Origin of the sequence: Geobacter hydrogenophilus, assembly GCF_018501225.1 — a bacterium.
Lineage (GTDB): Bacteria > Desulfobacterota > Desulfuromonadia > Geobacterales > Geobacteraceae > Geobacter > Geobacter hydrogenophilus.
This window is the reverse complement of sequence record NZ_JAHCZI010000011.1, coordinates 35,172-50,052: the sequence shown is the minus strand read 5'-3', so window position 1 is coordinate 50,052 and position 14,881 is coordinate 35,172. Positions and strand designations below refer to the sequence as shown.

The 14,881-nt window shown below is 67.8% G+C and carries 14 protein-coding genes; all 14 read left to right on the top strand.

The genetic code is table 11. The features are described from left to right. Nucleotides 1–112: 112 nt before the first annotated feature. The 14 genes from KI811_RS14795 (at nt 113) to KI811_RS14730 (ending at nt 14,832) form a co-directional block, all read left to right on the top strand. The gene (locus KI811_RS14795) at nt 113–622 is read left to right on the top strand and encodes a phage tail protein (protein WP_214187252.1); all 510 of its coding nucleotides are present in this window, start codon (nt 113–115) and stop codon (nt 620–622) included. After that, complete coding sequence (locus tag KI811_RS14790; RefSeq protein WP_214187251.1) at nt 622–1,437, top strand: hypothetical protein; 816 nt, start codon at nt 622–624, stop codon at nt 1,435–1,437. Before KI811_RS14795 ends, KI811_RS14790 begins: the two co-directional genes overlap by 1 nt. A gap of 16 nt (nt 1,438–1,453) precedes the next feature. Then, complete coding sequence (locus KI811_RS14785; protein ID WP_214187250.1) at nt 1,454–2,506, top strand: hypothetical protein; 1,053 nt, start codon at nt 1,454–1,456, stop codon at nt 2,504–2,506. Between the two features lies 1 nt (nt 2,507). Beyond that, complete coding sequence (locus tag KI811_RS14780) at nt 2,508–3,542, top strand: Pvc16 family protein (protein ID WP_214187249.1); 1,035 nt, start codon at nt 2,508–2,510, stop codon at nt 3,540–3,542. Beyond that, the gene (locus KI811_RS14775) at nt 3,542–4,879 is read left to right on the top strand and encodes an ATP-binding protein (protein WP_214187248.1); all 1,338 of its coding nucleotides are present in this window, start codon (nt 3,542–3,544) and stop codon (nt 4,877–4,879) included. The genes KI811_RS14780 and KI811_RS14775 overlap by 1 nt, the downstream gene beginning before the upstream one ends. Next, nucleotides 4,873–5,124, top strand: coding sequence for a hypothetical protein (locus KI811_RS14770; RefSeq protein WP_214187247.1), 252 nt, complete (start codon nt 4,873–4,875; stop codon nt 5,122–5,124). The genes KI811_RS14775 and KI811_RS14770 overlap by 7 nt, the downstream gene beginning before the upstream one ends. Before the next feature lie 67 nt (nt 5,125–5,191). Next, nucleotides 5,192–5,830 carry a hypothetical protein gene (locus KI811_RS14765; protein ID WP_214187246.1) on the top strand — a complete coding sequence of 213 codons (639 nt, stop codon included), beginning with the start codon at nt 5,192–5,194 and terminating at the stop codon, nt 5,828–5,830. Between the two features lies 1 nt (nt 5,831). After that, nucleotides 5,832–6,122: a LysM peptidoglycan-binding domain-containing protein gene (locus tag KI811_RS14760; RefSeq protein WP_214187245.1), complete on the top strand. Its 291-nt coding sequence runs from the start codon at nt 5,832–5,834 to the stop codon at nt 6,120–6,122. Between the two features lie 97 nt (nt 6,123–6,219). Beyond that, nucleotides 6,220–7,377: a phage late control D family protein gene (locus KI811_RS14755; RefSeq protein ID WP_246551790.1), complete on the top strand. Its 1,158-nt coding sequence runs from the start codon at nt 6,220–6,222 to the stop codon at nt 7,375–7,377. Beyond that, nucleotides 7,378–8,190, top strand: a complete 813-nt coding sequence (locus KI811_RS14750) for a phage baseplate assembly protein V (RefSeq protein WP_214187244.1) — start codon at nt 7,378–7,380, stop codon at nt 8,188–8,190. 180 nt (nt 8,191–8,370) lie between these two features. Further along, the gene (locus KI811_RS14745) at nt 8,371–8,745 is read left to right on the top strand and encodes a GPW/gp25 family protein (protein WP_214187243.1); all 375 of its coding nucleotides are present in this window, start codon (nt 8,371–8,373) and stop codon (nt 8,743–8,745) included. Nucleotides 8,746–8,749: 4 nt separating this feature from the next. Continuing rightward, nucleotides 8,750–9,925, top strand: coding sequence for a baseplate J/gp47 family protein (locus KI811_RS14740; protein ID WP_214187242.1), 1,176 nt, complete (start codon nt 8,750–8,752; stop codon nt 9,923–9,925). Next, on the top strand, nt 9,922–13,176 hold the full coding sequence (locus KI811_RS14735; protein ID WP_214187241.1) for a baseplate J/gp47 family protein: 3,255 nt from the start codon (nt 9,922–9,924) through the stop codon (nt 13,174–13,176). Before KI811_RS14740 ends, KI811_RS14735 begins: the two co-directional genes overlap by 4 nt. A 150-nt stretch (nt 13,177–13,326) precedes the next feature. Then, nucleotides 13,327–14,832 (top strand): phage tail protein, encoded by a 1,506-nt coding sequence (locus KI811_RS14730; RefSeq protein ID WP_214187240.1) that lies wholly within the window; start codon nt 13,327–13,329, stop codon nt 14,830–14,832. Nucleotides 14,833–14,881 lie beyond the last annotated feature (49 nt).

The following is a 14,881-nucleotide window of genomic DNA, read 5'->3' as shown; positions in this document are numbered from 1 at the left end:
TACTGCAAGACCCCCCTCAATCCCCCCTACTTTGTAGGGGGGAAGCGAGCACGGCGAGCAGGGGGGTGAGCACCCGACAAGTTACGATTTTCAGCATACAAGGAGGCTTGTGATGGCTGCACCGCTCTTTCCCGTGAACACCCATCGGCACGATCCCTACCGCACCTTCAAGTTCCAGGTCGTCATCGACGGCAAGGTGGTGGCGGGGCTGAAGAAAATGGGAGCCCTCAAGAAGAAGACGACGCCGGTGAAGTGGCGCGCTTCCAACGACCCGTCCCACGAGCGGGTCATGCCGGGGGGAACCAGCTACGACCCGGTGACTCTTGAGCAGGGGCTCACCCACGATCCTGTCTTCGAAAACTGGGCGAACCTGGTGAACAACATCCAGGGGGACGCCGGCATGTCCCTGAAGAACTACCGCAAGGACATCATCATTAACGTCCTGAACCTTCAGGGGAAGGTGGCCATCTCCTACAAGCTCTACCGGGCCTGGGTCTCCGACTACCAGGCGCTTCCCGACCTGGACGCCAGCAACATGAACACGGTCGGTATCCAGACCATCACCCTGCAGCACGAGGGGTGGGAGCGCGACACCAGCGTCCCTGAGCCGGCTGAGACCTGATGCGGCTTCCCGGAGGCATTGTGCGCGATGGCGCCCGGCGGCGTGACTTCGCCTTCCGTTCCCTGACCGGCGCCGTGGAACTGGCCCTGGCCGAGGCGGACGGGGTTGGCTCCACCCTGCCGGCGAGGGTGACGGCGGCCCTGGCCGCAGCTCTGGCGCACGTTGGGGGGGAAGCTCCGTTGCCGGCGACGGTGGCGGGGCTCGCCGTTGCTGACCGCCAGTTTCTCATGGGACGATTGGCCACGGGGCTTGGCCTGGGGGAGAGCTGGCTCACTGCCGGCTGCGGCAGGTGCGGCGAGCGGTTCGATTTCTCCGTAACTCACGCGGACCTGCCCGTGAAGGAGGCGGGGGAGGGATATCCCTTCGCCACGGTGGAGACAAGCCTCGGGCCGTGCCGCTTCCGGGTCCCCACCGGGGCTGACCAGGAGTTCCTTGCCGGTCTCGATGATGAACGTGAGGCTTTCCGGTGCCTCGTGGGCCGTTGCCTGGTGGATTCTCCCGGCCGTAGGACGGGGGATGGCCAGCCCACATTCACCGCCGACGACGTGGCCCGGATCGAATCGGCCCTGGAGGCGGTGGCGCCGGAGGTGGCCGTGTCTGTCCAGGCTGCCTGCCCTGCCTGCGGCACCACCCATGTGATCGACGTGGACCCCTATGCCGCCTTGTCCCGCAATGCCGGAGGGGGACTTCTCCAGGAGATCCATATCCTCGCCGCCAGCTACCACTGGAGCGAGGGGGAAATCCTGGCCCTTCCCCTTGAGCGCCGCCGGCGCTACCTGGAGCTGATCGACCGGGCGCGGGGAATGGCGCGGTAGGACAGTGGAGTACGTTATGGGATTTTTCGCCGACATCATACGCGACAGCCGAAGAGGGGGGATGGCAGTCAGTCCTCCCGAGGCACCCGCGCCCTTTGGCGGCGTGGAGGTGCCGGCTGACGCTCCGGAAGTGGCGGACGGGGGAGCAGTTGAACCCGCCGCAGCCACGGGGAGTGACGTGTCGGTGATACGGCTTCGGGAGGAGGGGAGCGGTACGCCGGTTACAGCGGGGCAGAGTCTTGCGCAGGCTGGAGCCGTCGCCCGCAAGGTGGTGGGCACTCCGCTTTCGGAACACACCCCGGTTGCGGGGATTCCGGAGGCGATGGTTAAAGGGGTAACCCTTCCCATTCCTGGGAAACGTGAGCAGGCTGGAAGCGAAAGCGACCGATCGGCACGTGGCGATTTCCGCGTTGAGCAGATGGAGTCATTTCACGACGTTGGTCCTCTCGATGTTCCTCTGGTTTCAGTGGGCGCGAACGATTCATTCGTACGGGAATCTTCGTCCGGATATGCGGCGTTACAAGCTGGGAAAGTGCCTGTGGAAACTCAGGGGAGACGGCAAGCGGGGGAAACCCGTGCGGACTCCACCACCCCTGCCGGACTAATGGGCAGCGAAACAGTAGAAAACCCGGCCATGGAGTTGCCGGACGAACCGGTGGCGGACGAACCTCTCCTGACCGGCGCCGAGGTGTTGCCGGCCCCCCTGGTACCGCGGAATCCGCCTCCGTCGGCAACGAGGGCAGATCAGGCGTCGCAGCCCGGCGAGGTGCCGGAGGAGGCCGGGCGGTCTGTCGTCCCGCAAGGAAGGGAATCCCTGGAGGAAACGCACTCCGCTCCACCTTCCGGGGCGGTACCGGCCTCCGTGACGCTCCGCCAGCCCCCTGTCCCCGCCATCGGCGAGCCGTTCCAGCGCCCTGCCGAGCGGCGGACGGCTCCCCCCGAGCCCCAGGTCAGGATCGGCACCATCGAGGTCGTGGTGGTGGCTCCGGCGCCGGCGGAACGCCCTCCCCGGAGCGAAGAGCGAACGCGGCCCGATCTCGCCAGCCGCCACTACTTGAGGAATTTCTGACATGGCCCTTCCGCGCTCTTCACTTTCCCAGGTCTGCCGGGCCATCGCCGACTTCGTCAGCGTGGGGCTCGACGCCAGCGCCAACTCGATCCAGATCATGATCGGCTCCCCAGCCAGCGCCGCGCCGGCAACCACCGACACGTCCCACCGGGTGAACCTCTTTTTCTACCGGGTCGAGCCGGCCGGATTCTTTACCGGCGATACTCCCGGCGACCCCTGGTGGGTGCGCCTCCATTGCCTCGTCACCGGCTTCGGCCTTGACGAGGATAAGGTGAGCGCCGGCGAGAACGACCTGCGCCTCCTGGGCGAGGTGATGCGGCTCTTCCACGAGACGCCGGTGCAGTCGGCCCTCACGGTGGACGACGAGACGTTCCGGCTCCAGGTGCTCTTTCACCCCTTGGGCGCCGACGAGCTGAATCACATCTGGTCGACCCAGGGGGACGTGAGCTACCGCCCCTCAGTGGCCTACGAGATGGCCCTGGCGCCGGTGCTCCCCTCGGAGCGCCGCCCCGAAAGCCCCCTGGTGGGGCGGATCGGCTCCGAGGTCCGGGCCGTGCCCGCCGCCCGCACCGCCCCCTTTGCCGGTGCCGCCGCCGCGCCGCCGGTTCCCCGCACAACGGTGGACACTTCGAGCCCAGACTGGGCGCCGGTTATCAGCTTCGTGCTCGATGACGAAACCTGCGCTCAGAGCCTCCTCTTCGCCCACGGAAGCCAGGAACTTGCGGATTTCACGCCTCACGTCTGGGTGGCCGGTGAGCCCGACGCCCCGGTGACCCTTGCCTGGCAGCGGTGGACGAGCACCATCGGCTGGGAGGATGTGCCTGACCCGACGGCAGCCACGGCCACGGACCTGACTCTCGACCCCGAAGCAGCCGTCGATGCGCAGACCGTTGAGGTGACCCTTCCGGCGGAGCTGGTTTCCGGCGGGGGGCAGGCGGTCCTCTACGCCCAGCGGAGCTTGGTGCGGGGATCGGATGGGGTGACGGTGACGGTGCGGAGCAATCCCCTCCTCGTCACCGTCCACGGAGGGGCGTGATGGAAGCCGCCGCCCGTGCGATAGGAGAGGATGGATTTGCCCCCGAGTGGGAGCGGATCGGCCTCCTGGCCCATATCCTGGCCGGGTCGCGCCAGGGGCGGGAGGCATCCCAGGGTGAGCTGGAGCGGCTCCGGACGCTCCAGCAGCAGGTGGAGGCGTCCCGCCGGCAGGAGGGGGGCTGGCGTGCCGTGGCGCCGGCGGGGCTCTCTCCCATCGAGTTCGACGTCCTGGCCTGCGTGGTGGCTCCCGAGGCGGAACCCCGGCTGGGGTGGCTCTTCCAGACACTGCAGTCCGGTGCGCCGACACCCTACCCAACGCCGGCACTCCTCCAGGAACTCCTGGCCATGGCCCCGGAAGAGACGCCGCTCCTCTACGGTGCCCTCACCGAGTCATCCCCCCTGCGGATCAGCGGACTCATCGAGGTGGAGGGGGGAGACCCGTTCCAGCCGGTGAAACCGGTTCCCGGCGTAACGGCCCGGCTCCTGGGGCGTCCGGCCGTCACCGGCGACCTCCCCGGGGCAGTCCTGGTGAAAACCCCGGCCCGGTGGGACGATCTGGTGCTCCCGCTGGACCGGGTCGCCATGCTCCGGGAGTTTCTCCTCTGGATCACCCACAAGGCCACGGTGGTCGGAGAGTGGGGGGGCGGCGACTGCGGCGGGCCCGTGGGGCTCTTCGCCGGGCCATCGGGAACGGGCAAGACCTTTGCCGCGGCGGTCCTGGCCGCGGAGCTGGGGTGGCCCCTCTACCGGGTCGACCTGGGGCGGCTGGTGAGCAAGTACATCGGCGAAACGGAGAAGAACATGAACCGCCTCTTCGACGCGGCCCACGGCCAGCCGATGATCCTCCAGTTCGACGAGGCCGACAGCCTCTTCAGCAAGCGAGGGGAGGTGCGGGAGGCCCGGGACCGCTACGCTAACATGGAGGTGAGCCACCTCCTGGCCCGCATCGAGTCCCACCAGGGGCCGGTAATTCTCACCACCAACCTCCGCAAGCACCTGGACCCGGCATTTGCCCGCCGCTTCCAGGTGGTGGTGGACTTCCCCCGACCCGACGCCGAGGCCCGCACCCGGCTCTGGCAGCGGCTTCTCCCCCCCCGGGCGCCCCGGGAGCCGGGGGTGGACCCCTCCTTCCTCGGAGCTGCCGTGAACCTGACCGGCGGGAGCATCCGCAACGCCGCCCTCCACGCCGCCTACCTGGCCGCCGGCGCCGGGAGCCCCCTGAGCCTCGGCCACGTTGCCCTGGCGGTCTGGCGGGAGCTGGGGAAGGATGGCCGGGAACTCTCCCCCACCGACCTGGGTCCCTTGGCCCCCTTCCTCCCCAAGGAGGCCCCATGCTGACCGTCGACCGTCTGCGCCTCCAGCTCCCCCCCGCCTTCCGGGACCGGGCCGGGGAGATCGCCCGACTGGTGGGGGAGGAACTGGCAACGGTTTCCGTGTGCGCCGACCTGCAGATCGACCGGCTGGCGGTGCCGCCGGTGGAGGTGCATCACCAGGCCACCGACCGGGAGGTGGCCCGGGCCGTGGCCGTGGCGGTAAGTGCTGGTATCAATGCCCATTTCCCCTCACCCCAACCCTCTCCCTGAGGGAGAGGGTGGCCGAAGGCCGGGTGAGGGGGTAAGTTGGAAGCTTGTACTTGAAACGAGGTAAGAGATGCTCAACACCATCAAGGGGATGCTCATCGAATACGCCCTGGCGCTCCCGCCGCTGGTGCTGGTCTTCGACTTCAACCCCCAGTCCCTGACCCGCTCCCGCACCATCACCCTGCGGACCGGCAGCGCCCCCGGCACCCGGGGGGGGTACGACTTCGCCCTCCCCACCGAGACCGCCCGGGTGGCCCAAGGGGTCACGGTGCAGCCCGAGAGCTTCACCATGGATATCCTCCTGGACGCCACCGACCGGATGAACGACGGCGACCCCATCGCCACCGTCGCCGGCATCGAGCCGGAGCTGGACACACTGCGCACCATGGTGGAACCCAAGGCCCAGGGGCCCGGCGGACTCCAGACCCTGGCGAGCCTTGGCCTCGGCGGCCAGCGGGCGTTCCAGCGGAGCGAGTCGGCATCGGTGCTGCTGCTGGTCTGGGGTACCCACATCCTTCCCGTGTTCCTTACCAGTGTCCGCATTACCGAGGAGGCCCATCTCCCGTCCCTGGTTCCCTACCGGGCCCGGGCCAGCCTCACCATGCAGGTCATCGAGGGGAACAACCCCTTCTACCAGGTGGAGAAGGTGCGGCAGGTGGTGGGTGCCGCCCTCAACACGGGACGCACCGTGATCGGAGGGATTTTCTGACATGTTCCAGAAGGGGAGCCGCTACGAGAAAACCGAGAGATTCGCGCCGTCCTCCGACGGGACCACGGTCTTCGCGGGGATTCGCCCCCGGGCCATGGGCCCCGCCACCGGGGTCGTGGAGCATGTGGTGAAGGCCGGCGACCGCCTGGACCTCCTGGCGCGCCACTACTACAACGACGACCGCCTCTGGTGGCGGATCGTCGACGCCAACCCCGACTTCCTCTACGGCGGCGACATGGTGCTGGAGGCGATGGAGGGAAGGGTGATCCTGATACCGAAGGCGAAGGAGTGATATTTTCCCCCTCACCCCAGCCCTCTCCCAGGGGGAGAGGGAGCAGGAATAACCCTCTCCCTCTGGGAGAGGGTGGCCGAAGGCCGGGTGAGGGGAAATGGTGGACACGATGCTTCTCGATTTCCTGACATCAAAACACCGCGAGCCGGCCGAGTGCATCATCCGCGTGGGGAGCGCGGGGCTTGAGATCGCCGACCTCTATCCCTTCCTCACGGAGGTGACGGTGGATGCCAGTCGGGCCGAGCCGACGGTGGCGACCATCACCTTCGAGAGTCGCCGTGATGAGCAGGGGAAGTGGTTCGTCCAGGATGACGGGCGCCTCGCCCCCTGGGAGCCCATCGTCATCGAGGCGGCCTTTGGATTCTCCACCGAGGAGGTGATGCGGGGGTACATCCGGGAGGTCCGGGCCGACTATCCGGAGGATGCCGGGAGCGCCCGGGTGATTGTGGAGTGCCGGGACGACTCCCTGGCCCTGGACCGGGAGCATGTCCGGCAGGTCTGGGGAGGGGACGCCCCCACCGCCGACCAGGTGATCGTCCCGACGATCCTCGCCAAGTATGGCCTCGCCCCGGACCCGGCCAACGGCAGTGGCCAGACGGGGCTTGTCATCAACCAGGACGGGACCGACATCGAGTTCCTGCGGAACCGGGCCGAGGCCAACGGCTACGACCTCATCTTCCGGGAGGGGATGGCCTACTTCGGCCCCATGCGCCTCGACGCGGAGCCCCAGGCGACCATCATGGTCTACGCCGGCGAGGATACCAGCGCCTACCGCTTCTCGGTCAAGGACGACGGCCACCAGGCCGACCGGGTCGCCTTCGACCGGGCCGAGACCGCGGGAAGCGGCACCGTTTCGGAGACGGTGGACCCGGACCTGCCGCTCCTGGGGAACGAGGCGGCCACGGGGGCCGGCAGCGGCCTTCCCGATTTCGCCTGGCGCATGAGCCGCCAGGGGGAGATGAGCGAAGACGAATGGCGGGCCCGGGCCCAGCGCCGGGCCAACGACCTCTCCCTCCGGGTAAAGGGGGAGGGGGAACTGGACGGCTCCCTCTACGGCCACGTGCTCCGGGTGGGGGAACCGGTGGGGGTGGACGGCGTGGGTGAGCGGTACGGCGGCATCTGGTTCGTGGATACCGTCAATCACCGGTTCAGCACCGAGGGGTACCGTCAGAGCTTCAACCTTCTGCGCAACGCCTACGGCGACAACCTGGGAAGCGGCGCTGGCGGCGTGCTGGCCGGCGTGCTGGGGGGATAGATGGACGACCTGCTCCTGGAACTGGCGCGGCAGTACCGCAACCGTTACTACGGCAAGTACCGGGGTTTCGTGACCGACAACGACGACCCCGAGCAGCGGGGGCGGCTCCGCCTCATGGTCCCGTCGGTCCTCGGTGAAACACCCACGGGCTGGGCCTTGCCGAGCCTCCCCTTCGGCGGTCTTGCCGACCAGGGGCTCTTCGTGGTCCCCGAGGTGGATGCCCAGGTCTGGGTGGAGTTCGAGGCGGGGAACGTGAATCTCCCCATCTGGACCGGCACCTTCTGGCAGGCAAGCGGCGACCCGCCGGCGGAGGCGGCCAAGTCCCCCCCCACGACCCGGGTGCTGAAGACCCCGTCGGGCCACATCCTCCAGTTCGACGACGAGTCGGGGAAGGAGAAGTTCCGGCTCGCCCATCCGGCCGGCACCGAGATGACCGTGGATGAGAAGGGGACGGTGATCGTGGCCGACGCCAAGGGGAACACCCTGACCCTCGACGCCGACGCGGGGAAAGTGGTGGTGGAGGACAGCAACGGTAACACCATCACCATGTCGTCCAGCGGCACCACCATCGAGGACTCCAACGGCAACAAGGTGGAGATGGCCGCATCGGGGATTACGGTGAAGGGTCAGCAGGTGGTGGTGGAGGGGCAGACGGTGATGCTGGCAGGGCAGGGGGGGGAGCCGATCATCAAGGGGCAGAGCTTCCTCACCCTCTTTGCCACCCACGTCCATCCCAGCGCCATGGGGCCTACGGGGCCACCCATACCGCAGGGGGAGATGAGTACTTTGTCCATGAAGGTGATGACGTCGTAGGTGCAACCACACGTGGTTGCCCCTTGTATAAAACACAACACAAGGGCTGCGGAATTTGCGGCAGATCGTCGCACCCGCAGGAGCGATCGCGGAGGCGTAGCCCAAGCTACGCCGCACAAGGAAGCGACGAGGACGGCGGCGAGATGGCGTGAAGGCCGCAGCCCCATCTGGGAGGACAACATGAACCGCCTGACCGATCCACCCTACATGGCCTTTCCGCTCCGCATCGGCGACCATGGGGCCGCCACGGCCGACCGCCGTTCCCACGTGCGGCAGCAGATCGAGCAGGTCCTCTTCACGAACCCCGGCGAGCGGGTCTTCCGCCCCGACTTCGGGGCCGGACTCAAGCAACTGGTCTTCGAGCCCAACTCCTCGGTCCTGTGGGAGATTACCCGCAAGCGGATCTCCTCGTCCCTTGCCGAGGCCCTCCGGGGAGAGGTGGACCCCAAGAGCCTGGAGGTGGATGTGAGGGGAGAGGGGGAGAAGCTTCTGATAACCGTTTCCTACGCCCTGGCCGCCATCGGCCACGGCGAGCGGCACGAATTCCTGGTGTGAGACCATGGCCGAGAACCCGAAAAGCATACTGACCTTTGAAGGGCGATGCCCCGACTGCGCCGAGCGAAAAGTGGAGCTTCCCCAGCCCCTTCCCGACCCCGGCGACGACTTCGACTGGCTCGTCCGGGACTACGACAGCTTCCGCCGTCTCATGCTCGAAGAGCTGGCGGGCCGCTTCCCCGAGCGGACCCGCTGGACTGCCGGCGACCTGGAGGTGGTCCTTGTGGAGGCCCTGGCCGCGGTCCTTGATCAGCTCTCGGACATGGCCGACCGGGTGGCGACGGAGGCATATTTGGAGACGGCGCGGCGCCCCGAATCGGTGCGGCGGCTCCTCTCCCTCATCGGCTACGACGCCGCCACCGCCGCCGGGCTGGAGGACGACCCCCCCGCCACCCCCGACGGCAAGAGCCGCCACCAGAAGCTGGATGAGCTCTGGCGCCGCAACCCCCATCTCATGGACCCGGCCCGCCTTGAAGGGCCCCGGGCCATCCATACCCAGCGGCGGATGGTGACCGTGGCCGACTACGCCGACCGGCTCACCGACCACCCCCTGGTGCTGCGGGCCAGCGGCTGGAGCGCCTGGACCGGGTCGTGGCCCACGGTCCGGGTTGCCACGGTCCTCTGGAACGACTATCCCCTGGACGAAGAGGGGATCGCCTATCCCGACGACCTGCGGGAGCGGGTCGAGGCGTTCCACCAAGAGCACCGGATATGGGAGCCGGTCTGGGAACCCGAGCCCCCCACCATCCGGACCATCCTCCATCCCTACCTGGAGGCATGGCGCATGGCCGGCCAGGAGGTGGTGCTGGAGGATGCCGTCCCCGTGGGGATCAAGATGTTCATCTCCATCCGGGTGCGGGAGAACTACTTCCAGTCCGAGGTCCGCAACGCCGTCAACCAGGCCCTCGGCACCGGGCCGGGAGGCTTTTTCGAGCCAGGGCGCCTCGGCTTCGGCGAAGACCTCTACGCCAGCGACGTCTTCCAGACCCTCATGTCCCTGGACGGGGTCGAGAACGTCTGCCTCAACCGCTTTAAGCGGTTCGGGGACCAGTACCCGGACCAGACCGACACGGGACGCATCCCGCTCCAGGGGCTCGAAATCGCCGTCTGCGACAACGACCCGCGCCGCCCCGAGAGGGGCTACATCAACCTCAGCCTGACCGGAGGGCGCCGAGGATGAGCACCGGAACCGACCTCACCCGCTGGAACCGCGCAGGACTTCGCCGCTTCAGGTACGTGGACGGCAATGCCGTCACCTTCCTGGAACTGCTCCGGGCCGAGCTTGCCGAGCGCTTCCCCAATTGGCAGGAGGTGACAAACCTTCCCGTCACCGAGACGGAAAGCGAGCGCCAGGAGCGGATGTTGGAGCAGTACCACGCTTCGCGCCGGGACTGGGCCTGGGAGATCGCCCGGGTCCTGGCCCGCTCCTCCTCCGTCCTGACCGAGCACCTGGACGCCTACGCCAACGAGGGGTTCCTGGGGACCGCCACCCAGTGGGACACGGTGAGGCGGCTCGTGGAGATGATCGACTACCACCCGGCCCCCCCAGCCTCGGCCTCCACCCGGCTCGTCATCGAGGCGAAGGAGGTGGGGGCCCTCCCCAAGGGGTTCGCCGCGAAGCATACCCCTGCCGACGGGAGCCCCCCGGTGGTCTTCGAGACCTTGGAGGAGCTGAAGCTGGATCCTGCCCTCAATGGCCTGCGTCCCGCCGAATACAACAAGAATCAGGAAATCCTCAGCGGTGATCTTCTCCTCCTGCAAGGGGAGGTGGGGGATCTCAAGACCGGCGAGCCTCTGGTTCTGGAGGACGAGAAGAGCGGGCTCCTGTATGCCCATCTCATCGTGGGAACGCGGATTGTCGAGGGAAACACCGAGGTGCGGGTCACGCCGCAACTCTCGGGGGCGTTCCGGAAGGGGTACACTCTCATTCACGCAAAGCCCGCCGAAGGGCTTGCGGCAATCGCTCCCGCCGCCACGGGGGTCGAACTGAGGCGGGATCTCCACCTCGTCGAAGAACCGGAGGGACTCCTCGACGACATGGTGATCTACATCGGTGACGGGGCAAAAGAGCTCTACCGCAGGGTCCTCTCGGTGACGGGGAAGCGGCTCTTCCTCGACACCAACGTGGGGCCCCTGCGGCTCGACACGGCCCGGGTCGGCTATCCGGTCACCATAACGGTAAGTACCCTGAAGGAAGGCACCACAGGCGTGAATGGCCCTGAAATCTCCGTCCTCCAGACGGCCGGAGACTGGTCGCGGCTCGCCAACCGGCTGGTCGCCCACGAGACGGTCGAAGGCCGGAAGGAGAAGCCCCTCACCTTCTACACCGTGACGTCGGCAACCTACCATCCGGCCGATGGCGGGCACTCCCTTCACGGCTACACTGTCCTGACCGTTTCAGGGAACAAGAATAATCCCCTGGACGATCCCCATACCCTGCTCGTGCCGCCGGTGGGAGATGGGCCGTGGCAGGCTGACACTTACCTGGAGAAGCAGGGTGGCCACCTCCCGCCCTCCATCGTCACCGCCAAGCCCAAGAAGACCACGGCCGGCGACCTGGCCGTTGTGGTCATGGAGGATCAGGCCGCCTGGGCCCGACTTGCCTCCGTGAGTGTCGACCTGGAAGGGGAGGAGGCGACCCTCACGGCGGAAGATGGCTGGGACGACCGGGGGGGAGACGATTACTACCTCACGGAGACGAAGGTCTACGCCCACTTCAAGGAGGAGTTGAGGACCGTGGCGTGGCAGGAGAACCGCGAGCCCGTGACCGGAAGCCGCATCCCCCTGGCGTCGGTGCCGTCGGCCCTGGAGAAAGGGCGCGTCCTCATGGTGGAGCGGACCGACGACGCCACGGCCGCCTTCTTCACCACCGTGGCGAAGATCGAGGGAACCACCCTCGTCCTGGCCCGGGACCTCCCTGCCGGATTCACCTGGGGGAACACCCTCATCGCCGGCAACGTGCTCCTCTTTGGCCACGGCGAGGGCAAGGGGGAGAAGGTGCTGGGGAGCGGCGACGCCACCCGGGCGAACCAGTCCTTCGTCTTCGCCGAGACGGGGGTTTCCTTCGTGGCCGACCCGACCCAGCCAGCCGGGGTGCGGGCCGCCATAGACCTGTCGGTGGCCGGCCGGGTCTGGGAGCAGGTGGGGAGCTTCGCCTCCTCGGGCCCCACCGATCACCACTACACGGTGAGGATGACCGAGGCGGGGCAGCTTCTGATCGCCTTCGGCGACGGGGTGCGTGGCCGCCGCCTCCCCACCGGCGTGAACAACGTGCGACTCACCTTCCGCTCGGGCACCGGGCTTGGGGGGAACCTCCCGGCCGGGAGCGCCTTCAAGCCCTCCCGGCCCCACCGGCTGGTGGAGAAGGTGCGCCAGCCCCTGGACGCCACCGGCGGCAACGACCGGGAAGGGGTGGAGTCCCTGCGGGAAAACGCCCCGGCAACCCTACTCACCCTGGAGCGGGCCGTCTCCCTGGACGACTTCGGCTGGCTGGCCATGTCCCAGAGCAGCGTCTGGCAGGCCCGGGCCTTCAGCCGCCCCACGGGGCTCGGGCGAAACGACAAGGTGGAGGTGGTGGTGGTCCCCGCTGGGGGCGGGGCGTTGGGAACCCTCGCCGTGACCCTCACCGCATTCCTCGTGGCCCACGCCGTGCCGGAGGTAGAGGTGACGGTCCTCCCCTACGAATCACGCACCTTCGCCCTGGAGGTGCTCCTGACCGTGGATGCCGCCGCCTACAAACCCGACGTGGTGACCGCAGCCGTAAAAATCGCCCTCCAGGACGCCTTCTCCCTTAAGAAGCGGAAGCTGGGGCAGTCCCTTTTCCTGAGCGAGGTCTACCAGGTGGTGGAAGGGGTGACCGGCGTGGAGCATTCGGTGGCGGTCATCGACGGCGACCGGACCCTGCGGCGGGTGGCTGCCGCCGACCGGGAGGTTCTCACCCTGGGGCAGTTGGTGGTCACGGTGGAAGGGGAAGCCGCGGCCGGTCCCTCACCGGGAGAGGCTGCCGAGGCTGGACCGGCGGCTCCCAAACAGCGGCTGGTGGGGCGCCGGGGAGTGGGAGTCATCCAGGGGGTGGGTGCCCGCTACGGCGAGCTCCTGCGGGGGGCCGGCATCCGGTCCGTGAACGATCTGCGGGGTATCGACCCCGTTGATCTCACGGTCGACATTTCGTTGGTCAGGTTGTGGGAGTTCAAGACCAAGGCGGAGATCGTCGTGGGGCTCGCGGCAGACCGCACCCGCCTCTCGCCGCTCCTCAGCCGCACTGTCCACGACCTGGCCGAAGGCTCCACCGCTGAACTGGTCCAACTCACCGGCGAGGCGCCCGCGGCCGTGGACGGGCTGAAAGCGAAGCTTCGCCTCCTGCAGATCGCCCTGGACGAAGAGGTCTTCGCCACGGTCACCCTGCGGGAGCTTCTGAGCGAGCTGGATTGAACATAATAACAAAGCGTGCTGCCAGCTTATCGGCACGCAAATGAGGACACGAAATGACCCCCCTCAGTCCCCCCTACCTTGTAGGGGGGAAGCGAGCAAGGCGAGCAGGGGGTGAATAACAGAACCAGCTCAAGAGAGAACGGGAAAATCATGGCCACCGAAAAACCGACAACTGCCACCGGCACGCAACTCTACGGCATCCTCCCCGAGGTCTACCGCACCCGCGACAGCGTGGAGTTCGGCGGCGAGGGGGACCTGGCGCGGTTCCTGGATGCCTGCGGCGAGCTCCTGGACCGGATTCGCGCCACCCTGGACCAGCGCCAGGCCGACTCCTTCCCCGACAACCCGCCGTCGGGGCTCTCCTGCCAGCCCTGGCTCATCCCCTACTTCGCCCAGCTTCTCGACGTGCGTCTCGTCTCCCCGGAAGAGGAGGGGCGGCGCGACGAGGTTGCCAATGCCGTGGCGTGGCGCCAGCGGAAGGGGACTCTCACGGCCATCGAGCAGATCGCCGAGGCGGTGGGGCAGATGGAGGTGGAGATCCAGGAGGGGTGGCGGCGGACCGCCGTCACACCCCGCATCGGCATGCCGCAGCTTCCGGCCGGGGCCCTGGGGGAAGACCCCCGCTTCGACGAGTTCCAGAATCATCCTCTCTGGGCGGCACGGCACCCGGACCTCCCCACGGCCACGGCGGATTTTCGCTACCCCACCCGGGCCATGGAGGTGGCGGTGCCCACGGGGGAATTCCCGTCGAACCCCTCCGCGAAGCTCACCACTTTCAGCGGAACGCCCGTATGGTGGCGCCAGGTGAACCCCCACGGCGCCCCCTGCTTCCCCGGGAGCTTCGACGACGTTTCCCGCCGCACCGTAGATCTCCGTACCCCCGACTGGCGGCAGGGTCACATCCACCCCAAGCGAGTGATCCTCTACGCTCCGCCCCCCCTCGGCTTTTTCGAGCCGGGGCGCTTCCCGGTCCACACGGGAGACATGCTCCTGGATGAGGAGCAGGAGCACCTGCTGGAGAATCTCATCATCGACGGCACCCTCAGGGTGACTGCCGGGACGCTGCAGCTCACGCGGTGCGCGGTCCGGGCCCTCGAGGTCACCATCCCGGCCGGAGCCATGGAAGAACCGGTGGTGGATGCCCGGGAGTCCCTTTTCGACAGGATGGCGGTGCCGGGCCTGGCCCGCCTCGAATACTGCACCGTCCTTGGCGATTGCGAGGCCGGCCGTCTCCAGGCCAGCGACTCCCTCTTCGCCGGGAAGCTGGAACTGGAGCCCGGACTGCTCAAAAACCCCCACTGCGTCCGGTTCTCCCGGATTCCGGAGGGAGTACTGGCGACGGCGCTCCTCACCCATCGCAACACCACCGAGCGGCCCGTCTTCTACGTCTTCGAGTTCGACGAGGGGGGAGCGGTGGTGCGCCGCACCGCCAGGTTCGGGGAGCCGGGGTGCGGAGTGCTCCACCCGGCCACGCCGGAAGCGGTCCGCTTCGGGGCCGAGGACGGCGGCGAGGTGGGGGCCCACCACGGGTGGCGCTACAGCCTCCTCATGGCTGCGGTGCTCGACAAGCTGAAGGAGTTTCTCCCGGTGGGGATGGAGGCAGTCATCGCCCCGGACCTCCGGCTGCACCGGAAGCCGTTTCCGCCATGCGATTGAATTGATTGAAAGCTTTCAGTAGTCAGGAGTATCCGCAGTCACTTATCAA